This window comes from Acinetobacter sp. YH12041, from assembly GCF_013419975.1.
Taxonomy (GTDB): domain Bacteria; phylum Pseudomonadota; class Gammaproteobacteria; order Pseudomonadales; family Moraxellaceae; genus Acinetobacter.
In genome coordinates, this window is the sequence record NZ_VOZC01000030.1 from 1 (window position 1) to 22,709 (window position 22,709).

Here is a 22,709-nt window from a genome sequence, read left to right on the forward strand (position 1 = left end):
TGATCCCTTCCCGAACTCAGAAGTGAAACCTCTTAGCGCTGATGGTAGTGTGGGGTCTCCCATGTGAGAGTAAGTCATCGCCAGCTCATTATTCCAAAAGCCCTCTGCTCATGCAGGGGGCTTTTTTATGCGTGGGGTTTAAGAAAACAAAATAAAAAGGCTTAAATTCAATTTAAGCCTTTTGTGAATCTAGTTATTATTGATCTGCAACGATAATGGACTGTGTGGCATTCTTTAGCATATACAGGGCCTGACCCAATAAAATGTCTTTTTCAGCTAAAGTGACCAGAATAAGAGGGTGTTTCGGTGCTGCAACTGCTGTCAAAATGGCTTTTCCATTTTCTGCATCCAAAGTAATACTCTGACAGCCAGTAAGATGGATCTCTTTAGTAAATGCAGAAACCATCGCTAAAATCGAACTGCTCACAGCAGCAAGCTTGCTATTGTTATAGTTGTCTTTCTTATGAATTGTGGCCAATTCAAACCCATCTGTTGAGCAGACCATTACATAATATACGCCACGAACATTGCTAATGATCTCCTGAATTTGCTGTTTGGCATGCTGAACGAGGGCTTCGGGGGCTTGACGTCTTTCTTGTATAGTAAGCATGCTTTAATCCTTAGCTCATGAGGTTATGGTTGACTTCGATTGAAGTAATGAGGGCTTCTAAGAGAAGCAAGATGTCGTCTTTTTGACGAGCATCTACAAAAAAGAGGGGGGTATAGAGATCCTGCTGGATCAGCCAGTCCTTATAAATCTGGGTAAAATGAGGGCTTTCAAGATCACTGTGCGTAATCCCAATGGCAATATTATGGGTATATTCCTGGAATACTTCGATATAGCTTTCCAGTTCTTGGATCGGATCACTCACTGTATGATCAATAAGGATAATGGCACCTAGTGCGCTTTGACAGATGACAGACCAGATAAAGTCAAAGCGACTTTGTCCAGGCGTCCCATACAGGCCAATTTTGGTTCCATCTTCTAATGTAATTTCACCATAATCAATTCCTACCGTGGTTTCCATTTTTGAATGACTGCGGTCGTCAGTATTCAGTGCCTCAGTGAGTAGCACTGGTATATCAGATAAGGAACGTATTGCGGCTGTTTTACCTGCACCCATGGAGCCCGCAAAAACGATTTTATATTGTTGTAGAATCATAAGTATTTACTTTATTAAAATCCAAATTTAAATCGTAGCTTTCCAAAAAAGCTTTTAATGAAACTTTGCTGTTCTATTCTTTCAACTGGCTCAGTGGTGCGATAACGACTTTCCCAAGCATTAATTTTTTCAATATTTCCGAAAGCCATGCTGGCCGCGATAAATTGTCGAAGCGTAAGTAATGAAATCGCATGTTGCTCAGCAATTTTTGAAATTTTAGCGCCTTGAATAAAGCAGGCAGATATCTGAAAAATACGTTTTTTATGCAGCGAATGAGCCGGCTTTGGCCAGTAGTGAATTTTATAGTGATCATCTTCAGGTGCGATCTGAGCAAAACTAGGCGAGTTCCAGAAAAAATTCCATAACCAGTCTTGGAGAATCTGCGTTTCTCTACGTGTAACTTTTAAGAGGTCGCTAGTAGATGCGAAGTCATATTGAAAAGAAAAGTCTGTGCCAGTTTCAGCCCGGTCTTTGTTTAACCAGGCCAGGTTTTTTGCTGAGTCAATAATGGCAATGGTGCCATGCTGATCATAGAGATGTAATTTACCTTTTTCAGGATGCAGCATCTCTTTAAAAAAGTTAATGGTGTAAGGATGGTTAGAAGATTCCTGGCTCTGAACGGAGGCTGAAAATATAGGTTCTTCTATTTCTGAGGTAATTTCTGAATTTAGGACGCTTTGCTCAAACCAGTGCTTGAGATTTTGTGTATTTTGCAGGGGTAAAGCGAGCGTATTATTTATAATCTGGTTCGAGTATTGAGTATTTTTAGAAATGCATAAATAAGGGCATTTTTGGTTTTTGAGAACACGTTGAATACCCTCTGTTTCAAGAAAGTATTCATATACAAACAGGCAATCGAGATGAGGATCGGAAGCAGTGTTCCATTGCAGGATAAAATGATCAGGAGTGATGTGCTGTAAAGTCTTTTTTAGTTCATCTGCATCGTGAATACTTAAACCTGCTATTCCAATATGAATATAATGCCTATGCATTTTAAGTCTCGATTAAAGTTTATATTTTATTGGGTGAAGCGTATAAGAATCCCCTTTATCGCATGAAATAAAGGGGAAAACTGTGTATTAGCTAAAGTCTAAACCTTGTTCAAAAGATTTAAGCTCATGACGAGCCATAGCCAGGTTTGCTTTAGAACGATCCAGTACAAGATACAGGAATACATTATTATTCTTTTCGAGTGGGCTAATGAGATGATATTGCTTGCCCAGCGTAATCAGAATATCTTCAATCGAGTCATTCAGGTTTAATGAATTCGCTACACGGCGTTTTGCGCGAACCACTTCTGTATTGCCGGCTGCTGCGAGTTCAAGATCGATATTGCCACCACCTTGAGTTGCTAAAGCCAAGCCGCTTTCACCATCAGCTAATGTTGCAGCAACGAAACCATCAATGTCTGTAAGTGTATCTTAGGTTACCTTAGCCATAATTATTTCCCTGTTATAAAAATAGTTGATGCGTTAGTTGTATTTGATGAAGTTCGAATATTATCTTTTTCATTCAAATTCATTATAAAAATGGGGGAGTAAATTACAATTGAAATAAAAACCATATAAAATTTAATGTTTTACTTTATATCTTAATTTTTAACTTGTACTTTTTAATTATGTGATGCGTTTATCTTTTTATTTAAGGATATGTGAAATGATTTTGTGATTATTTTTTAATCTATAATCTCACCTTAATCTAAAAGATGTAATAAAATATTTTGAATGGATTATGGAACTAATTAGGTAAAAATTTCAGTTGAAAAAATAGATTCACTTCATTCTCTAATAAATTTAAAGAATAAAAAAAGCCAATATCTCATTGGCTTTTAGTAAAACTGAATTTTTGAGGTTGAAGTATTTACGCAAATACACGTAATACTGCTTCAATCAGTACCCAAAGAATCGCAAGCGCAACCACTGGCTCAACGATTTTTGCCCAGGTTGGTGTTTCTACAACAGCAACTTCTTCAACATCATGATGCTGGCTATTTTGATGAACCATTTGGCTAAACTCCTTCATTGATGCTTCTAATGATAGCTCTTCTTCATGAATTGGTTTAGAGCCTTTGAGTTCTGTTAGGTTATTTGTTGTCCAAACCCAATCATCTGCCTGCCCAGACAAATGTTCAATTTGTCCTTTCAACAGCTCTTGGATACTGGTCTGATTATGATTGCCAGTATCATGTAACTGCTTCAATTCAGTCAGCTGAAAATGGAAAATTTCAGACGTGAGCTGCTCCAGCTCGGGTTTCGGTAAAGTTGACTTGTTTTCCACTCGGGTAGTCAGGTGACGGGCGATTTCCAGAATATAAAGTTCATCTGGATGCTTGATTTCATTATATATTTTTTGCGGATTGTTACGCCATTCGCTAATCAGTTTGCCTAAAGTGAGAGCATTGATTTCTGAAATATATTTACGTCTTTCTTCTTTTGTATAGCCTTGTAGAAGCTCAGGCTTTTGAGTTTCTATCTGTTCAACAAAATATTGTACTAAATCAAAAGCCATTCACTTACTCCATTATTTTTAATCTAATAACCTTAGGGTGGGTTTTTTCTTTGCGGGTTCAGGCTGTTCTTCAGTGCTTGATTTTAAAGCATCTTCATCACTTTGTGTATGCTCATATTCATTTGGATCAAAGAATAATCCTTGACCATTTTCACGTGCATAGATCCCGAGGACTGCTGCCATCGGTACATAGATATCACGTGATACACCACCAAAACGTGCTGAGAAGGTGATGGCTTCATTATCCATATTCAGCGCATGAACTGCATGCGGCACAATATTCAGGACAATCTGGCCATCTTTAATAAACTGCTCGGGTACCATGGTGTTTGGACGTGTAGCATCGACCAGCAGATAAGGCGTCATATTGTTATCGCAAATCCACTCATAGATTGCACGTGCCATATAGGGACGGGTAGGACTTAAGTTGAATTCTTGTTCAGACATGATGTTTCTCTACAGGTTTGATTTGCTCTTGGTAGCGGTTTTTTTCCTGCAAGGTCATGGATTTTGCAAATGCAGGACGGCTAAAAACTCGCTGGCAATATAAATAAAATGGACGACATTGTTGTCGAGGTAATTCTACTCCCATGCTTTTAAGTCGAATGAAAATGGGAGCCAGCATACAATCTAAAATGCTGAAATGTTCCGACATAAAATAAGGGAAATGCTGGAACAGGGGCGTTAATGAAATCAGGATATCATGCAACTGTTTTTGAGCCTTCACTTTGGCTGCAGCATCCAAGGTATCTGGGTGGCATAGCATGATATCCGCCAGTTTGAGCCAGTCATTTTCAAAACGCCAGATATATTGTCGCTGTTCCGCACGAGGCATGGGAGCATCTGCATAGAGCTTGTTCTGGCGGTAACGATCGTCTATATATTCGGAAATGATGCTGGTATTGAATAATTTTAAATCATTTTCAATCAGCATGGGCAGCTGGTTATAAGGATTGAGGCTGGCCAGATCTTCATCATCACTATCGACCAGGATCAGGTTATATTTAATCTGCTTTTCGGCAAGTACGTAGCGAATCCAATGGGAACGAAAGTCATCGGCATGGCTATATAAGGTGAGTCCTTGAAGTGGCGCGCTTTCGACTGACATAAATCCTGATTAAGTTCTAATGAATAGACTAGGATACTAAAAATCAACCTAAAAAGCACGAAGCATAAAAAGCCAATTGGACTAAGGCAGGGTAGAGTAGAGAAAAAAATGAAAGGAGCAGAACAACATGATCATGAATTTTGGCTTAATCATTCTGTTTATTATCATCGGTGTTGCGAATTATTATCTGACCAAATCCTTCTGGTGTCATGAAGGAGTATGGGGTAAGGATGTGCATGAACAATGACAATAAAGATAATATTAAGTGGTCATTTTAAAACCATAAAAAAACCCTGGAATAAACCAGGGTTTTTTGTCCGATTCGGTAAACGAATTAACGTTTAGAGAATTGAGGACGTTTACGAGCTTTACGTAAACCAAGTTTCTTACGTTCAACTTCACGAGCATCACGAGTAACGAAACCAGCTTGACGAAGAGCAGGTTTAAGAGTTTCGTCAGAAGCGATCAGTGCACGAGTAATACCGTGACGGATAGCGCCTGCTTGACCACCGATACCACCACCAGCAACAGTGATGTAAAGGTCATATTTCTCAGTCGCTTCAAGAAGCTCTAGAGGTTGACGAACAACCATACGAGCAGTCTCACGACCGAAGTATTGTTCTAAAGAACGGTTGTTGATTACGAGTTTACCAGTACCAGCAGATAGGAAAACACGTGCAGTTGCGGTCTTACGGCGACCTGTACCATAGTTAGTAGCCATGTGCTGTATCCCTTAGATGTCCAAAACTTGTGGCTGTTGAGCAGTATGTGGATGCTCAGTACCAGCGTACACTTTCATTTTTTTGATCATTGCATAACCAAGAGGACCTTTTGGCAACATGCCTTTTACAGCGCGTTGGAAAATTTCTTCTGGTTTGTGAGCAACTAATTTTTCAAAATTAGTTTCACGAATACCACCAGGGAAACCAGTATGGCGATAGTATTTCTTGTCAAGTGATTTGTTACCAGTCACTTGGACTTGCTCAGCATTGATAACAACGATGTAATCACCAGTGTCAACGTGAGGAGTATAAGAAGTTTTATGCTTACCGCGTAAACGACGAGCGATTTCAGTCGCGAGACGACCTAAAGTTTTGCCAGAAGCATCAACAACGTACCAGTCGTGTTGAACTTCAGCTGGCTTAGCGCTGAGAGTTTTCATTAAACCACTACCTATTATAGTTGGTTTGGACTATGGAAGCTGTCCAAACAAAAGGAGACCGAATTCTACCCGAAAGCCGGGAGAACCACAATGAAAATATAAAATTTCAAGCGCTGTATTTTACAACGTCTTTCAATGAATGACCAGTAGGATTTTTAGCCTATAAGCCCATATGATTAATCATTAAATAATAAAACGGATCTAAGACTAGGGGGCACATCTTTGTATGAATGGATTCACCTGTTTTTTAATATGTATTTCTTTAGCAAATGGCCCGTCTTCGATTCTGCTTAGGTTTACTTTCTAAACTTGAGACAATCCTCCCTGAAAATGCCAAAAGCTAAACGTGTCGAGTGTTGAGATGATTGCCTGAAACTCTTTATAGGGTTCATTGACATCAGTCCGGTTTTATCTTTCTTTAATATAATGAGAAAGATAATGAGAAATGTACAGTATTATTTGAATAAACATCATCTACACCTTTATCTAAAACTTTCCCTGTGAAATTTGTACTAAAATAAGGACAATTGATAATACAGAAGAAAGTCATGCTGCCTTTATATATTACCAGTGGTGAACCTGCCGGAATTGGTCCAGATATCTGCCTGAGTCTGGCGGATCGTATTGATGAGCGTCCATTGGTGGTACTTGCCGATCTGGAAATGCTCCGTCAACGGGCACAGCAGTTAAAACTTCTGGTTGAACTGATTGAATATACAGGGCAAACGATTTCTTCAGAAAAAGGTCAGCTTTATGTCGAGCATGTGCCTTTAAAAGAGCCGGTAGTACTAGGACAGCTGAATAGCCATAATGCCGCTTATGTACTGGAGCAGCTACGTCGTTCAGCTGAATATGCTATGACGAATAAAAGCGTGGGTGTAGCGACTGCACCAGTGCAAAAGTCGGTAATTAACGATGCAGGCATCCATTTTAGCGGTCATACCGAGTATTACCAGGAATTCGCAGGTGTACCGCGTGTGGTGATGATGTTAGCAACCAAAACCTTGCGCGTGGCTTTAGCAACCACTCATCTGCCACTTCGTGCAGTTGCCGAAGCGATTACTCCGGAACGCCTGCATCAGGTGATTGATATCCTGATTCATGACCTGAAATCCAAATTCAAAATCGAGCATCCACATATTTTGGTCTGTGGTTTAAACCCACATGCAGGTGAGGGCGGTTATCTGGGGGTGGAAGAGATTGAAGTGATCAATCCTGTGCTTGAAAGCTATCGCGCTCAGGGTATCAATATGAGTTTGAGCCTGCCTGCAGATACTTTATTTACTCCTGAAAACCTGACAGATGCCGATGCTGTTCTGGCGATGTATCACGATCAGGGTTTACCTGTGTTAAAATCTCAGGGCTTTGGTGAAGCCATCAATATTACTTTGGGCTTACCGTTTATCCGAACTTCTGTCGATCACGGCACAGCACTCTCCCTCGCAGGTACAGGCCTTGCGAAAAGCTCAAGCTTACATGTGGCTGTGGATTTGGCGCTGGATTTAGCGCGTCAATGATCTCGTCTTTATTACACGTTGGAAATGTCTATGTATCAGATTAATGCCTTAAACCCAAAAGATGAAGGGCATCACACGCGTAAGCGTTTTGGTCAAAACTTCTTACATGACCAACGTGTCATTGCCAAAATTGTGCGTTCCGTAAATCCGCGTGCAGGCGAAAATATTGTTGAAATTGGTCCGGGTCTGGCTGCTTTGACATCTCCTTTAATTGGTGAATGTGATGCCTTAACCGTACTTGAGCTAGACCGTGACTTGGCCGCTGGTTTGCCGGGTCGTGTGCCGCATCCTGAACGTTTAACTATTATTGAAACAGATGCACTGAAATACGATTTCACCAATTTGTTTGAAGAAGGCCGTCCGTTACGTGTAGTCGGAAACCTGCCTTATAACATTTCAACGCCACTATTGTTCCATCTCCTGGAATTCGGTGACAAAGTGAAAGACATGCACTTCATGCTGCAAAAAGAAGTGGTTGATCGTATTACTGCATCACCGAACACCAAAGAATATGGTCGTTTGTCAGTCATGATTCAGTATTACTGCAAACCGACTTTCCTGTTTGAAGTGCCGCCAGGCTCTTTCAATCCGCCACCAAAAGTGACGTCTGCCGTGTTCCGTTTAGAGCCATACGATGTAAAACCGATCGTGGCAAAAAATGAAAAAGCTTTGGCTCGTCTGGTATCGCATGTATTTACCCAGCGCCGTAAGACTTTGCGTAATAGCTTGAAAGGGATGCTGGTTGAAGATGGTTTTGAAAAGGCAGGTGTAGATCCAATGGCACGTCCAGAGACACTGACACTTGCCCAATTTGTGGCTTTATCTGATCAAATGGTAGCTTAAAAATAATGACCCGCACTGTTCGATACAATTATGTGATTGGTGATGTACAAGGCTGTTTCGAAGCCTTGAAGGCACTACTGAAAGAAATCCGTTTTGATCCTGATCAGGACTTTATCTGGTTTGCTGGTGATCTGGTGGCTCGAGGGGAAAACTCGCTGGGTGCATTACGCTTTATTAAAAAGCTGGCGGATAATGGCGTGGCGGCAACAGTACTCGGTAATCATGACCTGACTTTGCTGGCTTATGCACGCGGCATCAAGCCCATTAAAGACAAGGATAATGTCCGTGATGTGATTGATGCGATCGACAGTGATGAGCTAATTGACTGGATCCGTAAACAGCCGATGTGTCTGTTTCCGAATGAACAGACAGTGCTCACGCATGCCGGTATTCCCAATATCTGGGATGCAGAAAAGACTGCACAGCTGGCAAAAGAAGTAGAAGCGATCATTGCACATGATGATTTTGAAGTGGTGGATGCTTTTTTAAAGGAAATGTTTGGGAAAGAGCCTACACTCTGGTCAGATGAATTAGAAGGTCATGAGCGTACACGCTGTATCGTGAATTACCTGACCCGGATGCGTTTAACTGATGCAGAAGGGCGTCTGGAATATAGTTTTAAAGATTCACTGGATGATCCGATGCCAGAAGGTTTTAAGCCCTGGTTTGAATTTGAATCGAAAACTGCAGCAACCCATCAAATTGTATTTGGACACTGGGCCGCTTTACAGGGTAAAACCATTTCTGGGCGAATTCAGAATGTCGATGGTGGCTGTGTCTGGGGTAATCAGTTGATGGCTTATCGACTGGAAGACCAGCAAATGTTTGCCGTCGATAATCCGGTATTTTAAAATATTTAAAGCTCAAAAAAGCCACGTTGAACGTGGCTTTTTTATTGTGCTGATGATTAGTCTGCGCGAATCCAGGTCTGGTTGCGGCCCAGAACTGAAACACCCACACTGGCACGTAGCGTTAAACGCTTGCCGGTATTGTTTAGACGAACCTTGGCATCATAAATTTTACCTGCCAATGGATCAATGACACGACCTTTTTCATAATTTTTGGTGCCTTCAACGTGTTTCAGGCCTTTTAGAATAGTCATGCCTAAAATCGGTTGATCGGTATAAGGGGCTGGGCATTTATTACATTTTTCGCGTGGTGTATAACCTGGACGTGGCGTGATTTTCACAATCTTGCCTGAGTAAGTATTATTCGCTTCTTTTTCGATGACAATGATGGCTTTTGCTGCTCCAGTTTTATCATCAATTTGTTGCCAGGTTCCGCTAATATCTTGAGCCCACAGGTTCATCATGAATCCTGTAGTCAATGTGGCAAGGAGTATCTTCTTTAACATATCCATCATTCCAAAGAACTTTTCATTATTACCCGCACATGTTAGGAAGATTGCACAAATAGTCAATAAATAATTAAAAATCATGGAATTAAATTTATAAAAAAAAGCTGCCTGTTTGGCAGCTTTGAGAAAAAGTGTGAACTTATTCCTGGCGAATCCAGGTCTGGCTACGGCCTAAAGCAGAAACACCCACATAACCACGTAGGGTTAAACGTTTGCCGTTGCTGCTTAGACGAACCTTGGCATCGTAAATTTTACCTGCCAATGGATCAATCACACGACCTTTTTCATAATTCACGCTATCACCGACCTGTTTTAAACCTGTCAGTACGTCCATCCCCAAGATCGGCTGATTGGTATAAGGAGCAGGACATTTATTACAGGTTTTTTGCGGGGTATAGCCTGGGCGAGGCGTTACTTTGACAATTTTCCCGGCATAAGTACCATTGCTGTCCTGACGGATTTCAATCAGTGCTTTTGGTGAACCAGTCTTATCATCGATTTGTTGCCATGTCCCGGTCAAGTCTTGTGCATAAATGGTCCCAGTCATGAATGTAGCAATGAGCATTAATCCTAATTTAGATTTATTCATTTATATTTATCCTTTTTTCATAGATGAAACAAACTATCCCAAACACAAGCGTGTGGTTTTTTAATTTTGGTTGATTTTAGAGTAATGAGCGTTGCAGATCGCTCGGTCAATCTGCTTTAAGCCTGTTGATTCCCCATGACAGAAACCTGTCGATGTTAATTGCTTTGTTACTGAATTTTCAGTAAAAGCAGAGAAATTCAGTAAGATCTTTAACATGGTAATGTCTTGCATTCTATCTCCTTATATTGCGCATCAAAATCCGTTTGATGCTAAGCCTGTTAAAGCAAATGAATCTAATATTTATATGCATGTTTTATATTGTATAAAAAAAGCATCTGTCTAATATTGATACAACTTAATGCATGAAAATGCAAGCTTCTGTGCACTAAGTCATGAATTAATCTTGTTTAATCCAAGTCTGGCTGCGTCCCAAGGCTGAAACACCTACATAACCACGTAGGATTAGACGTTTGCCATTGGCACTTAATTTAGCTTTGGTGTTGTAAATATTGCCGGATAAAGGGTCAATCAGTTTACCTTGAGAGAAATTATTGTTACCTGCATCCTTTAAGCCGGTGAGTACATCCAGACCAAGAATCGGTTTATTGGTATAAGGTGCAGGGCAGGAAACACAGGTTTCGCGCGGTGTGTAGCCAGGACGAGGCGTAATCTTGGTAATTTTGGCGGTATAAACACCATTTGAAGTTTCACGAATTTCCAGAATTGCTTTAGCTGATCCTGTTTTATCGTCAATACTTCTCCAGGTACCTGAAATATCGGAAGCGAAAGCCAGATGACTGAAAAAGGTCAGGGCTAAAACGGATAATAATTGAACCTTTTTCATAGGTCTGTTCCTGAGTGAAAAATTCTTTATTTCCCTATAGTAAGAATAGTTTCATTCAGAAACAAACGTTAAATATTGATTGATGAGTCACATTTTTTGCAGATAAAGTATAAAAGTTGGCAACCAGATCGCAGTAAAAACGGCATTCACTGCCATGCCAAACGTAGCATAACGTCCGGCAACACTGCCACGCTGCCAGGCTTGAGCTGTACCAATCGCATGTGCTGCTAGACCTAGAGCCAGACCTGAAGCACGCTCATCATTGATATGTCGTAAAATAAATGGTGAAAATGCTGCACCAATTACGCCAGACAAAATGACGATCAGAATGGCCAGACTAACAGGTGCCTCCAGTAAGGTCGCAATATTAATTGCAATTGGTGTCGTGACTGCACGGGTGGCAAAGGCCATGATGTCGCCAGAAGACATATGTAGTAAATAGGCGAGACCCATCGGTAAGGCGACCGCACTGATACTGGCAAAAACCAGAATTCCGACAATAGCTTTCAGTGGCAGGTCATCATAACGCATGGCGGCTAGCGGAATCGCCAGTGCAACTGTGACATAACCAAGCAAATGGTTAAACAGTGGATTGACCTCATCCATATAATGCTCATAAGGAATACCCAGCACCAATAAAATCACCAGCACCAGGAACATGCTAAACACAATCACAGGAATTTGCGGAATAACACGATTGCAGGGTTTGGCAAGCAGATAAGCAATTAAGGTAATCGCAAAGCCATAAAGAACAGAAAACATGTGCGACTCCTATAACCAGCGTTTTGCCATTTTGGCGTAGATCCAAAGAGGGAGCAGAGTACTCAGGCATAACACCAGCATAAAGGCCGGAATTTTTTGTCCCATATGCATCAACATAATTAGCGCGCCTGCACTAATCGGTAAAAAAGCGAAGGCACTTTCTTTCATTAGCTTGTTATTAGTATCCACCAGACGCGCTGGAATTTTGCCAAAATAGCGCCAGGCAAATAAGGTGACTAGCAGGCTGATGAGTCCGACCAGGTTGCCCAATTCAGGATGATCTAGCTGGGTCATTAGCCAGACTGAAGCTTCACGAAATACAATAATTAAGAGGAGAGTGCTGATCCATGCTGGCCAGTCAATATGTTTTATCCAGTTCATTGGTGATGTCATTTAAAAGTTTACTTATCAAGTTTTACTCGATCTTACGCTGGATTTCAAACTCTTCAAGTGGACGCTGGAATTGAAGTGCTTGAGATCCCAGAATTTCTTCTATCGGTAAATGAGCCTGTTTGATCAACTGTTCCAGCTTCGGAGGTGCAATCCGTACATCGATGTGCAACTGACCTTCATCATCATAATGTTCGGACTGAATCACGTTCAGCGCATAAAGTTGATTGCGCAGTTTGCCATAGGCAGGTTTCAATACCAGTTCAAAGTGCTGAATCTGACCCATTAATGCTTCATGAACTGCTTTGCGTAACAGATCCAGCCCTTCACTGCTATGTGCTGAAACATAGACCCGTTCAGGCTGACCGGGCTGACGATAAATGATTTTGGCATCTTCACCGCTACAGTCGATTTTATTATAAACCCGTAACACCGGGACGTCGGCACCAATTTCCTTGAGCACCTTTTCAACGGCTTCAATTTGTTCAAGCATTTCCGGACTGCTGGAATCAATCACATGCAAAAGCAGGGTGGCTTCAACGGTTTCTTCCAGAGTTGCTTTAAAAGATTCGACCAGTGAATGTGAAAGATTACGCACAAAGCCTACTGTATCTGCCAGTACCAGATTACCGACGCCGTCCCATTGCAGGCGTCTTAAAGTTGGATCCAGAGTCGCAAATAGTTGGTCTGCTGCATAAACATCGCTATCGGCCAGAATATTGAATAAGGTAGATTTTCCCGCATTGGTATAACCTACTAAAGACACGGTTGGAACAGCCGCTTTTTGGCGTGCAACACGGCCCTGAATACGGGTTTGACGGACTTTTTCTATTTTGGTTTTAAGCTGTCCCATGCGGATACGCAATAAACGGCGATCTGTTTCTAGCAGGGTTTCACCCGGACCACGCAGACCGATCCCGCCTTTCTGGCTATCCAGATTGGTACGGCTACGAACCAGTCGTGAAGACAGATGCTGTAATTGTGCCAGTTCAACTTGCAGTTTCCCTTCATAGGTACGGGCACGCTGTGCAAAAATATCGAGGATGAGTTCGGTACGATCAACCACCCGGCAATGCACCACATTTTCAAGGTTACGTGCTTGGGCAGGTGTCAGCGCATGATCGAAGATGACCAGATTGGCATCCAATTCTTTGACCCGTTCAGCAATTTCTTCTGCTTTTCCTGAACCCACAAAAAATTTGGCATCCGGTTTTAAGCGTTGAACAAAGAGATGTTCCAGAATTTCGGCATTTGCAGATTGAGCTAACAGATGAAACTCTTCAGCATCAAGGTCATCCAGCATTTGTACGCTCACACTGACCAGTATGACGCGTTCTTTTCCCTGATGTTGCTCAAAATATTCCACTCAGGCCAATCTCCAGTTGAAAACTTCATTTTAGTTGAAAATGAACTTTACAGATACTGAAATAGCGGGCTTTGTTTTAGAGTGCCGTGACAAACAGTTGTGCAAGTGTTACGAGCAGCGCCGTATATAACAGGGTACCACCCAAGATATAGCTCAATACTTTTAAGGGCCGAATCATCTCAGCTGATTTCACTGTTTCATCTTGCATGATGAGCATCCTTTTTAATCTAATATTTCGATTGATTTATTTTATTTAATTCATTTAATGAATTTAAATTGAAAATATAGATGTACTTGGTCGTTTTTTATTATCAATGCAAGTTGGACATGAACAGTATAAAATGGGTTTAATTCGTGGATATTCCCTGTATCTTGTTTAGGATTTAGTGATCTTTTTATGAACTCGACTGTACAAAATCAATCACCTGAGATACAAGGTTTTGCAAAATTCTTTCTTTATACAAGAAAAACGACTTCTGCATTAGCAGCCATCAGCCAGGGGTTTTATCTGGTTTACCGTCATGGTTTGTATAAAGATCCGAATAATCCGAACAATACCCGATATGTGCAGTATTTCTGTCGCCAGTTGTGCAAGGTATTTAATATTGAGGTTCAGGTCCATGGCGTGATTCCACGTGAGCCGGCATTATGGGTGAGCAATCATGTGTCCTGGCTGGATATCGCCGTTTTGGGTTCAGGCGCGCGAGTGTTTTTTCTGGCCAAAGCTGAAATTGAAAATTGGCCAATTCTAGGCAAGCTGGCTAAAGGTGGTGGCACCTTATTTATCAAGCGTGGTTCAGGAGATTCGGTCAGAATCCGTGAACAGATTACCGGCTTCCTGAAACAGAATATTCCAGTTCTATTTTTTCCTGAGGCGACCACATCTGATGGACGCTCAATTAAAAAAATTTATGGACGTATTCTGGGTGCAGCGATTGAAGCGCAACGTCCGGTACAAATCTGTCTGATCTGTTATGTGAATCAGCAGGGTGAACTGGATATGGTGGCGCCTTTTATTGGGAACATCAGTTTTGCCAAACATGTACAGAATGTTCTGGAAATGCCTAAAGTGACAGCTCATCTGATGGCCTTACCAGCAATTTCGACTGAAGGGCATACAGTAGAAAGCCTGACTGCATTAGTACATGAAAATATGCTGGAGGGTTTGCAAAGGTTGCAAGCCAAAGTATTAAAAAAGCCTCATTAAGAGGCTTTTTTATTAGAAATACTCAGAGATATTCATTACATAAAACCTTCGATCGGGAGGATTGACAGGAATTTTATTGAGGCTTTTTGATACCACTTCATTCTTGGCTCTTTTTTAAAGGTCTTTGTTTCACCTTTGGCATTGCGGATTTTCCAGTTAATGTTCTGGTTGGCATCCAGAACCAACTTATAGGCATACTTGCTTAAATTCTTGTCCATGGTTTCGTGTACCGCACGGGCCAGATTAGGACTATTTAGCAATACGCCAATTTCAGTATTCAAATAAGCTGAGCGTGGATCGAAATTAAAAGAACCAATAAATACCTGTTTCTGGTCAATGGCCATCAATTTGGCATGCAGGCTGGAACGGCTCAGGCCTTTTAAGCTGACCTTCGCTTTTTGTGCCAGCTCTTCAGTATTGGCATTCAGGTTGTCGGCATCTGGCGCGGCCAAAAACTCGTAAAGTTTTACATCATTTTCTAGCAATTCCTGACGATATTTAGCATAAAAGGCATGGACCAGCGGCACGTCATTGGCCTTATAAGAATTGGTCAGTACTCGAACTTTGACATCTTCTGAAGCCAATTTCTTGAGACGTTCTGCACCCTGTTTTTCCGGTACAAAATAGGCCGACACGATATCCACACTTTCTTCCGGTTTTTCCAGATGCTGTAATAACTGGAAGTTCAAGTGATCTTCAGTCTTAGCCTTTGACTTGATTTTACTTGGTGGATCTTTGACGACTTCAGCTTCTACCCAATCAAGTTGAATGTTGTGTTCCAGCCATTTATCGAAAGCCTGTGAACGATTGGCCAGATTCAGGTAGTTCTGGATTGCAGTATCATGGCTATATTCTTCCAGCTGCTGTTTCAGGCTCGGGTAGCGTAGCGTATGATGACGAGGATTAACAATCTGCCGAACCGGATAGGCATAATCATCATTCCAGTATTCATCAAAAGAATGAATGATTTCATCAGAAGCGGCACCGACCAGCATCACATCTACATCAGAGAACTGATAACTGTCACTGACGTTATAATACTGGTTACTCATATTACGGCCACCAATCAGGGCAATCTGGTTATCGGCAATAAAGCTTTTATTATGCATTCGGCGGTTGATCCGTTTTAGATCCAGCAGCATATCCATGGCACGGTATTTACGGAAACGGTAGGGGTTATACAGTTTGACCTCAATATTCTGGTGCTGGTCCAGCGCCAGATAAATACCTTCCATTTTCTTGGCATTGTTATCATCCATTAGTAGACGGACTTTTACGCCACGGTCTGCTGCCTGAATGAGGGCATGCAGAGCCAGTGCACCAATACGGTCGTTATCCCAGATATAATATTGCAGATCCAGACTGCGTTCCGCTTTATTAATCAGCTGGATACGTGCAGCGAGTGCTTCGAGCGGATCTGGTAACACGTGATAACCGGTCAGGCCAATATTCTGCCGACGTAAAGGTTCAACAATCTGGGCCAGACTGGTTTGCGATGTATCCGTTTCAAATGCCATCCGGCTAGGCTGTTCAGTTTGCGGAGGCAGCGTACTGCAAGCAGGAATGCCGAGTACCAGGCTGCAGCTCAGTAAAATGCCAGCTTTATAGCGGTAAGCTTTTGATAAGCCAGAGGGTTTTGAATGAGCGGAAGCGTGGGGAGCATTTACCATAAACATCAAAGACTGAAAAATTTGGATTGAGTATAATTGCCAGCTATGAAAAGATAAATATAAAGCCACTAATCAGCTCCTCGACTCGACAAGGCAAATCTATGTGGGATACCAGTTCCGTACTTTTTTATTTTTATCTAGGCATGGCCATTCTTGCCGTTTGGGCAGTGTATCAGGCCTGGTCGAGTCAGTCGCGTACAGAAACCATTCATCCCTTTAAAGCATTTTGTCACCTGCTGGCTTTCTATCTGGCCTATTTGCTGATTCCGCTGGTGTTCTTCAGTATTTATGCAGGATGGATGGGCTACTATTCGATTCATGAGTCTATTTTTATTTTCGTGATTAGTGCCGTACTCAGTTATGCACGGTTTATCGAGCCGCATTTGATTCGGGTCGAAACCACGCCTTATCAAATCAATCCTCAACAGAAACTTAAAAAACCGGTACGGATTGCCCTGATTGCAGATTTACATATTGGTCTGTTTTCTGGACATGAACGCCAGTTAAGACAGATTGTACATAAGCTGAACCATCTGAAACCGGACTTGGTGGTGGTTGCAGGGGACTGGACCTATGAACCGGAAAATAAACTGGCACAGGAGCTGGCTGTCTTAAAGGAAATTCATGCGCCGGTATATTCGGTGACAGGGAATCATGATGAACAGTATCCTGGCCCTCCGATTCAGGAATTGCTTCGTTATGCGCTGGAAGTGAATCAGGTCATGGATATTGAAGGGCAGATTGTCGAGTTTGATGAATTTCGTCTGCTCGGGGTAGGGGATCTGTGGGCTGGAAAAACAGATATGCGCGCAATGCCGGATCTGCCTCAAGACAAACCTTGGGTGATTCTGTCGCATAATCCAGATACCGTCGATATGGTGCCGAAATTACCAACACGACCACTGATGCTTTCTGGACATACGCATGGCGGGCAGGTCGAGTTACCTTGGCTGACGGATTATGTGATGAAAAAGGTTTCCATTCTGGGCCATAAAAAAGGTCTATACCGGCATGAACATGCAGATGTATTTGTGACTGTGGGAACTGGCATGGTAGGGGTACCATTTCGTTTTCGCGTACCACCAACCATTGATATTATCGAATTGGTCTAAAAAAACGGATTCATTCATTGCTGTTAAAGCAATAACCAGAGCACAATAATAATCAGTAAAATCACGGCTGCGGTGATCCAGATTTTCTTTTCAATCTCACGGCCGGGCACACGTTTGCCGACTTGCTGTGCAGCCACTTCAGTATCTGTGGCGATGCTAAGGTTGGGATGATCTGGAACTTCCAAAGGTGTAGTTACCACCGGAATATTTTCATCTGCATCATCAGTAAAGCGTGGGCCGATATTGCCTTTATTGTCTCGATTAAGCGCCAGATCATGCTCGCGGACAATTTCATCAATGACCTGTATCGCCTGTGATTCATCTAAAGCTGTATGCGTCCGGATATAGCGAATGGCGTCCAGTTTTTTATCATCCTCTAGCAGAATCACAATATCTACCAGCTGTTCTTGAGTAAGTTGCTCAATAAGATCCTGCATTACTCTGCCTCATTCTTTGGCTTTATTTATTTGATTGTTCCCGAAATATCCGCAAAGAAGTAGCAAGTTTTTGTTGTGAAATCATAAAAAAAGCCAGCATATAATGCTGGCTTTGATTGAGATGACTTAATCTGTCAAGATCCTTAGATCTGATTGTTTACATCATCATTTTTAGTTTCACGGATCAGCAAGAATGCAAGCAATGACAGGATAGATGCTGCTGTGAGGTAATAACCTACTGCAGACAAGCCATAAGTTGTTGCCAGTTTTGTTGCAATCAATGGCGCGAAAGATGCACCAAAAATACCTGCCAGGTTAAAGGTCAGGGCAGAACCGGTATAACGTACTGAAGTCGGGAAGATTTCAGACAATACGGTACCAATCGGACCATAAGTCAGACCCATGATGGCCAAACCGATACATAAGAAGAAGAACACAACCAGTGTACTGCCTGATTCAAGCATATCGGCAAAGAAGATACCGAAAATAGCAGAGACTACACATACCGCGATTGAAGTTGTCTTACGACCAAATTTTTCCGCAAGTACCGCTGAAAGTGGAATGAACGCAGCAAAGCACAGAGTTGCAACTAATTGCAACTGAAGGAATTCTTCACGTGTATAGCCGAGCTGTTTGGTACCCCATTGCAATGCGAATACAGTCGTCAGGTAGAACACCACGAATGTACAAATCGCAGCGATGGTACCCAATACCAGCATTTTAGAATGCTTTTTGAATACTTCGAAGAAGGGTACATTCACTTCTTTCTGCTTTTTCAATACGTTCTGGAATGCAGGAGTTTCATGCAGTTTCAAACGAATCCATAGACCCATAATCACCAGTAGCGCACTAGAGATAAAGGGAATACGCCAGCCCCATTGCATGAACTCTGCTTCAGACATGAATGCGCCAAGTGTCAAGAATGAGCCTGTTGCTAGAATGAAGCCAATTGGTGCACCAAGTTGCGGGAACATACCATACCAGGCACGTTTGCCTTCTGGCGCATTTTCAGTTGCTAAAAGAACCGCACCTGACCATTCACCACCCAAACCAAGGCCTTGGCCTAAACGGCAAAGAGCCAGCAATAGTGGCGCAGCAATACCGATTTGTGCATAAGTTGGCAATAAACCAATGGCAACGGTAGAAAGACCCATGGTCAACAAGGCCGCGACCAGTGTCGCTTTACGTCCGATCCGGTCTCCCAGATGACCAAAAAGTGCAGCGCCGATTGGACGGGCAATAAAGGCAATCGCAAAGGTTGCCAGCGACTGAATAGTCGCAGTCATAGGATCTGTACTTGTAGGGAAGAACAGATAAGGGAAAATAATAACGGCAGCTGTGGCATAAATATAGAAATCGAAGAACTCGATTGTAGTGCCTACTAAACTTGCTGTTAAAACACGAAATTTTGAATTGGTTGCTGTAGTTTCTGTTACAGCGATAGAATCTGAAGACGCCATGAATAACCTTACACTTACTAAAAATAAAAAACTTAGTTTTAAAAGCGTAATCTTTTTAAAAAAGGCGTAATTTTTTAAAAAAACAACTGCAATCTTCTCGTTTCAACTCGCTCAGGGTCACTGAAATGGAGAAATGAGATGATTAAATCACGTAAAGATAGATAGACAGAAAATGTGATCCTGCGCCTATCAATACAAAAATGTGCCAGATAGCGTGGGTATATCTTACTCTTTTTAAAGCGTAAAACAATGCACCTACAGTGTATGCTAAGCCACCAATGATTAGAAAGGTTAAAGATTGAGCACTTAAGTACTGCTGCATATCGTCCATAACTAGTAGTGCAAGCCATCCCATGACCAGATAAGCGACCAAAGAAAGTTTCTGGAAACGGTTGATGAAAATGAACTTGAATAGTGTTCCAAGTACAGCAATCACCCACAAAGCAATCAGTAAATACTGGGCTTTGGCTGTTGGAATCGCAATCGACAGAAATGGGGTATAGGTACCTGCAATCAGGTAATAAATTGCCGTATGATCAACTTTTTTGTAAAAATAGCGTCGGTCTGCAGCAGTGGACATATGGTAGAGCATCGAAGCAGAAAACAGCAGAATCATGCTGAAAGCATAGACCCAAAGGCCAATCCATTGTCCGGCACTCAAATAAGAGCCTTTAATAATCAATAAAATACCGGCAATTAAAGCCAGTGCAGCACCGAGGCCATGACTAATATAATTAATCCGTTCCTCATTGTGATCATAATCTGGAACTAAGGGAGCATTCTGCATGATTGTCATTCTTGTTTAAATATACACTTGTATAATAATTCAATTTTGCTTTTAAGTTAAGAACAATTAAACTTGAGCAGCAATTCATATCAGGTTTTTCTTATGTCGACATCGACTTCTCTCTCGGTTCAGGAACAACAGTTCTTGGAGGCTTTTCAGCAAGCCTTTGAAACTGATCATTTTGATCGTCTGATCTTAAGTCAGTATAAAGGTGAACTTGAACAATTGGAGAAAATGACCTTTAGAGTCATTTCGCTCAATGAGCAGAAAGTTTTGAGCTGTATCTATCGATACAAGACTCAGGATGTCACTAAAAACTATCCTTTGAATGAAGCCTTAACTCAAGTAACGGAATTATTGGCCTGTTGCAAGCAAGCTAACCTGTTTACCGATCAGGAAGAATTGCAGCTGAAGAAAAACAAGAAAAAGGCCATGCTGACACGAAGTAAAGCTAAACCTGCCTCTACAAAGACAAAAGCCGAGCAGGGCCATGACCGGGTTGAACAGCGTTATGTCGATCAGGACAGTGTATTCCTACAGCATTTAGGAATCACCGATCAGCAAGGCCAGATCATTCCGAGCATGGCGCGTAAGTGGAAACAGATTAATAAATTTGTCGAGATTTTCTCAGGCGCACTGGCACAAATCCAGCCACAGGAACAAGGATTACGTATCGTCGATTTCGGTTCAGGTAAGGGATATTTAACCTGTGCGCTATATGATTATATGCAAAAACATGGTCAGACGCCGTATGTCACCGGCGTAGAGCTGAATCCGAAAATGGTCGAGTTCTGTCAGAATGTCGCGCAGCAATCTGGTTTTAGCCAGCTGGATTTCTTCCAGGGCGATGTGCGTACCTATGAACCGGAACGTCTCGATGTGATGATCGCTCTGCATGCCTGTGATGTGGCGACCGATTTTGCAATCCATAGCGGTATTCGCTTGAATGCACAGATCATCATGTGTGCTCCATGCTGTCATAAAGAGTTAAGACCGCAATTACAGAGTCCGAAAGTGCTGTCACCAATGTTGCAGTTTGGCATCCATGCTGGGCAGCAAGCCGAAATGCTGACGGATACCATTCGTGCCTTATTGCTTAAGGCGTATGGGTATGAAACCAAGGTCTTTGAATTTGTGGCCCTAGAACACACCAGTAAAAATAAAATGATTCTGGCGACCAAACGGAAGGATTATGGACAGCCCGATCAGGCTGTTCTCGCCCAGATTCAGGCATTAAAAGAGATGTATGGAATTCAAAAACATTCACTGGAATTGTTATTGAATAACCAGTGGGATCAGCAGGGAATTGGTTCTAAATGCTAAACAATAAAAATCTTAAAATCATGTCAGGTAGCTGGGATGAGTTAGCCCAAGATGCCAGAGTGATACGTGAAGCCGTTTTTATTCAGGAACAGCAAATTGCTCCCGAAGATGAATGGGATGCTGAGGATGCAATCTCTACGCATTTTGTGGCTTATTTACAGGATCAACCCGTTGCAACTGCACGCTTATTAAAAAATCACAGTATTGGTCGTGTAGCTGTGTTGCAGTCGGCACGTGGTACGGGTATCGGCCAAAATATCATGCAGGCTGTGATTGATCAGGCCAAGACAGAGCAACGTGAATTCCTAAAGCTTTCTTCACAGGTACATGCGATTGGCTTTTATCAGAACTTGGGTTTTGACGTGCAGGGTGAAGAATATCTGGATTGTGGCATTCCACATATAGATATGTATCTCAGCTTAAAAGACTAAAAAATAAAAAAGCGAGGAAAACCTCGCTTTTTTAAATTTGATCTTGGAACTGCTTAGTGGCCATGAGTGGTATTTTCGTCATGGCTAGCATTGTCCATCTGTGCATGTTCTTCAGCAGACATATTGTGCTCTTCCACGCTCGTCTCATGAGTCTGATGAGATGAAGAGGTCGCCTGACGAGCTTCACGGTCAGCCTGTGCTTTGGCTAAAGCTTCTGGAGACATCGCAGGTGCATTCTTAAATGCATGCTGCTGGGTATTTTCTTTCTTTTGCTGGCTTGGCATGTAGTCTGGTTCATTACTGACCGCAAGCCAGAAAAACAACATGAATAATCCACCTAAAATACAGAAGATAATCAGTGCTTTCCAACCCCAAGGTGATTTTTCAGGTGAACTGTGATCAGTCATATGCATGTACCCATCGTGGATGTCTAACTCATGTAACTTTATAACATAAATTGCCTGGAAAGCAGATCAAAATGTGTCATTTAGAGAGAATATCAAACTTAGAAATTCTATGGCGTTGAAATAAAAAAAGAGGAGCTAAGCCACTGCTGTCCCATAGTTTGCTTTAAATAAAAAAACCTGAGTCCTAACAGTTAAAATATGAGTGCAAACAAACACTTTAACGACCAGGATTCAGGTTTTGTCCCATCAGAATACCGTATTTCATG

General features: G+C 42.0%; 29 protein-coding genes and 1 rRNA gene. 8 read left to right on the forward strand and 22 right to left on the reverse strand.

The genetic code is table 11. The features are described from left to right. Window positions 1–86 (forward strand): 5S ribosomal RNA (gene rrf / locus FTU00_RS14370); the annotation flags it as partial. 110 nt (window positions 87–196) lie between these two features. Here the strand turns inward: rrf and FTU00_RS14375 are convergent. The 9 genes from FTU00_RS14375 to rplM form a co-directional block, all read right to left on the reverse strand. Next, complete coding sequence (locus tag FTU00_RS14375) at window positions 197–610, reverse strand: roadblock/LC7 domain-containing protein (RefSeq protein ID WP_180179935.1); 414 nt, start codon at window positions 608–610, stop codon at window positions 197–199. A 10-nt stretch (window positions 611–620) separates the two neighbouring features. Continuing rightward, window positions 621–1,163 (reverse strand): ATP/GTP-binding protein, encoded by a 543-nt coding sequence (locus FTU00_RS14380; RefSeq protein WP_180179936.1) that lies wholly within the window; start codon window positions 1,161–1,163, stop codon window positions 621–623. Between the two features lie 14 nt (window positions 1,164–1,177). Continuing rightward, window positions 1,178–2,155: a hypothetical protein gene (locus FTU00_RS14385; RefSeq protein WP_180179937.1), complete on the reverse strand. Its 978-nt coding sequence runs from the start codon at window positions 2,153–2,155 to the stop codon at window positions 1,178–1,180. Window positions 2,156–2,242: 87 nt separating this feature from the next. After that, the gene (locus FTU00_RS14390; RefSeq protein ID WP_373686195.1) at window positions 2,243–2,569 is read right to left on the reverse strand and encodes a roadblock/LC7 domain-containing protein; all 327 of its coding nucleotides are present in this window, start codon (window positions 2,567–2,569) and stop codon (window positions 2,243–2,245) included. A 454-nt stretch (window positions 2,570–3,023) separates the two neighbouring features. Further along, window positions 3,024–3,671: a hypothetical protein gene (locus tag FTU00_RS14395; protein ID WP_180018589.1), complete on the reverse strand. Its 648-nt coding sequence runs from the start codon at window positions 3,669–3,671 to the stop codon at window positions 3,024–3,026. Window positions 3,672–3,689: 18 nt separating this feature from the next. Beyond that, the gene (locus FTU00_RS14400) at window positions 3,690–4,118 is read right to left on the reverse strand and encodes a ClpXP protease specificity-enhancing factor (RefSeq protein ID WP_034704105.1); all 429 of its coding nucleotides are present in this window, start codon (window positions 4,116–4,118) and stop codon (window positions 3,690–3,692) included. Continuing rightward, window positions 4,111–4,779, reverse strand: coding sequence for a glutathione S-transferase N-terminal domain-containing protein (locus FTU00_RS14405; RefSeq protein ID WP_034704107.1), 669 nt, complete (start codon window positions 4,777–4,779; stop codon window positions 4,111–4,113). Before FTU00_RS14405 ends, FTU00_RS14400 begins: the two co-directional genes overlap by 8 nt. 334 nt (window positions 4,780–5,113) lie before the next feature. Continuing rightward, window positions 5,114–5,500 (reverse strand): 30S ribosomal protein S9, encoded by a 387-nt coding sequence (rpsI, locus tag FTU00_RS14410; protein WP_004785251.1) that lies wholly within the window; start codon window positions 5,498–5,500, stop codon window positions 5,114–5,116. Between the two features lie 12 nt (window positions 5,501–5,512). Continuing rightward, on the reverse strand, window positions 5,513–5,941 hold the full coding sequence (gene rplM, locus FTU00_RS14415) for a 50S ribosomal protein L13 (RefSeq protein ID WP_004785249.1): 429 nt from the start codon (window positions 5,939–5,941) through the stop codon (window positions 5,513–5,515). Window positions 5,942–6,489: 548 nt separating this feature from the next. Here rplM and pdxA point away from each other — a divergent pair. From pdxA to FTU00_RS14430, 3 genes are read left to right on the forward strand one after another with little or no spacing between them, the layout of a single operon-like run. Then, entirely contained in the window at window positions 6,490–7,458 is a 969-nt protein-coding gene (gene pdxA, locus FTU00_RS14420) for a 4-hydroxythreonine-4-phosphate dehydrogenase PdxA (RefSeq protein ID WP_218951804.1), read from the forward strand. Between the two features lie 30 nt (window positions 7,459–7,488). Further along, window positions 7,489–8,301, forward strand: coding sequence for a 16S rRNA (adenine(1518)-N(6)/adenine(1519)-N(6))-dimethyltransferase RsmA (gene rsmA / locus FTU00_RS14425; RefSeq protein ID WP_159123656.1), 813 nt, complete (start codon window positions 7,489–7,491; stop codon window positions 8,299–8,301). A 5-nt stretch (window positions 8,302–8,306) separates the two neighbouring features. Further along, window positions 8,307–9,152: a symmetrical bis(5'-nucleosyl)-tetraphosphatase gene (locus FTU00_RS14430; RefSeq protein WP_180003886.1), complete on the forward strand. Its 846-nt coding sequence runs from the start codon at window positions 8,307–8,309 to the stop codon at window positions 9,150–9,152. A gap of 56 nt (window positions 9,153–9,208) precedes the next feature. On the opposite strand, the gene FTU00_RS14435 is transcribed toward FTU00_RS14430, so the two are convergent. The 8 genes from FTU00_RS14435 to FTU00_RS15625 form a co-directional block, all read right to left on the reverse strand. Continuing rightward, a complete protein-coding gene (locus FTU00_RS14435; protein WP_179993345.1) occupies window positions 9,209–9,655 on the reverse strand; it encodes a DUF2147 domain-containing protein in 447 nt (148 codons plus the stop codon). A 142-nt stretch (window positions 9,656–9,797) separates the two neighbouring features. Next, on the reverse strand, window positions 9,798–10,247 hold the full coding sequence (locus tag FTU00_RS14440; RefSeq protein ID WP_004785238.1) for a DUF2147 domain-containing protein: 450 nt from the start codon (window positions 10,245–10,247) through the stop codon (window positions 9,798–9,800). Between the two features lie 60 nt (window positions 10,248–10,307). Then, complete coding sequence (locus tag FTU00_RS14445) at window positions 10,308–10,478, reverse strand: hypothetical protein (protein WP_159123658.1); 171 nt, start codon at window positions 10,476–10,478, stop codon at window positions 10,308–10,310. Between the two features lie 166 nt (window positions 10,479–10,644). Then, window positions 10,645–11,091 carry a DUF2147 domain-containing protein gene (locus tag FTU00_RS14450; protein ID WP_159123659.1) on the reverse strand — a complete coding sequence of 149 codons (447 nt, stop codon included), beginning with the start codon at window positions 11,089–11,091 and terminating at the stop codon, window positions 10,645–10,647. Window positions 11,092–11,178: 87 nt separating this feature from the next. Then, complete coding sequence (locus FTU00_RS14455) at window positions 11,179–11,853, reverse strand: LrgB family protein (RefSeq protein WP_159123660.1); 675 nt, start codon at window positions 11,851–11,853, stop codon at window positions 11,179–11,181. Between the two features lie 9 nt (window positions 11,854–11,862). Then, on the reverse strand, window positions 11,863–12,234 hold the full coding sequence (locus FTU00_RS14460; protein WP_034704120.1) for a hypothetical protein: 372 nt from the start codon (window positions 12,232–12,234) through the stop codon (window positions 11,863–11,865). A gap of 34 nt (window positions 12,235–12,268) precedes the next feature. Then, window positions 12,269–13,609, reverse strand: coding sequence for a ribosome rescue GTPase HflX (gene hflX / locus FTU00_RS14465; protein WP_180179938.1), 1,341 nt, complete (start codon window positions 13,607–13,609; stop codon window positions 12,269–12,271). 76 nt (window positions 13,610–13,685) lie between these two features. Further along, complete coding sequence (locus FTU00_RS15625; protein WP_004785224.1) at window positions 13,686–13,817, reverse strand: hypothetical protein; 132 nt, start codon at window positions 13,815–13,817, stop codon at window positions 13,686–13,688. Window positions 13,818–14,006: 189 nt separating this feature from the next. On the opposite strand from FTU00_RS15625, the gene FTU00_RS14470 reads away from it, so the two are divergent. Continuing rightward, the gene (locus FTU00_RS14470; RefSeq protein ID WP_159123662.1) at window positions 14,007–14,816 is read left to right on the forward strand and encodes a 1-acyl-sn-glycerol-3-phosphate acyltransferase; all 810 of its coding nucleotides are present in this window, start codon (window positions 14,007–14,009) and stop codon (window positions 14,814–14,816) included. A 35-nt stretch (window positions 14,817–14,851) separates the two neighbouring features. On the opposite strand, the gene FTU00_RS14475 is transcribed toward FTU00_RS14470, so the two are convergent. Next, window positions 14,852–16,486: a phospholipase D family protein gene (locus FTU00_RS14475; RefSeq protein ID WP_180179939.1), complete on the reverse strand. Its 1,635-nt coding sequence runs from the start codon at window positions 16,484–16,486 to the stop codon at window positions 14,852–14,854. 101 nt (window positions 16,487–16,587) lie between these two features. Here FTU00_RS14475 and FTU00_RS14480 point away from each other — a divergent pair, with 101 nt between their 5' ends. Beyond that, on the forward strand, window positions 16,588–17,598 hold the full coding sequence (locus FTU00_RS14480; protein ID WP_034704127.1) for a metallophosphoesterase: 1,011 nt from the start codon (window positions 16,588–16,590) through the stop codon (window positions 17,596–17,598). Window positions 17,599–17,621: 23 nt separating this feature from the next. On the opposite strand, the gene FTU00_RS14485 is transcribed toward FTU00_RS14480, so the two are convergent. The 3 genes from FTU00_RS14485 to FTU00_RS14495 form a co-directional block, all read right to left on the reverse strand. Further along, a complete protein-coding gene (locus FTU00_RS14485; protein ID WP_180179940.1) occupies window positions 17,622–18,035 on the reverse strand; it encodes a hypothetical protein in 414 nt (137 codons plus the stop codon). A gap of 143 nt (window positions 18,036–18,178) precedes the next feature. After that, window positions 18,179–19,495 carry an MFS transporter gene (locus tag FTU00_RS14490; RefSeq protein ID WP_180003873.1) on the reverse strand — a complete coding sequence of 439 codons (1,317 nt, stop codon included), beginning with the start codon at window positions 19,493–19,495 and terminating at the stop codon, window positions 18,179–18,181. 142 nt (window positions 19,496–19,637) lie between these two features. Then, entirely contained in the window at window positions 19,638–20,282 is a 645-nt protein-coding gene (locus FTU00_RS14495; protein WP_180179941.1) for a hemolysin III family protein, read from the reverse strand. A gap of 102 nt (window positions 20,283–20,384) precedes the next feature. On the opposite strand from FTU00_RS14495, the gene FTU00_RS14500 reads away from it, so the two are divergent. Together FTU00_RS14500 and FTU00_RS14505 are read left to right on the forward strand one after the other, a co-directional pair. Then, window positions 20,385–21,605, forward strand: a complete 1,221-nt coding sequence (locus FTU00_RS14500; RefSeq protein WP_180179942.1) for an SAM-dependent methyltransferase — start codon at window positions 20,385–20,387, stop codon at window positions 21,603–21,605. Further along, complete coding sequence (locus tag FTU00_RS14505; RefSeq protein ID WP_034704137.1) at window positions 21,599–22,036, forward strand: GNAT family N-acetyltransferase; 438 nt, start codon at window positions 21,599–21,601, stop codon at window positions 22,034–22,036. Before FTU00_RS14500 ends, FTU00_RS14505 begins: the two co-directional genes overlap by 7 nt. A gap of 53 nt (window positions 22,037–22,089) precedes the next feature. Here FTU00_RS14505 and FTU00_RS14510 read toward each other — a convergent pair whose 3' ends face one another. Then, window positions 22,090–22,443, reverse strand: coding sequence for a hypothetical protein (locus FTU00_RS14510; protein WP_034705429.1), 354 nt, complete (start codon window positions 22,441–22,443; stop codon window positions 22,090–22,092). Window positions 22,444–22,709: the final 266 nt, after the last annotated feature.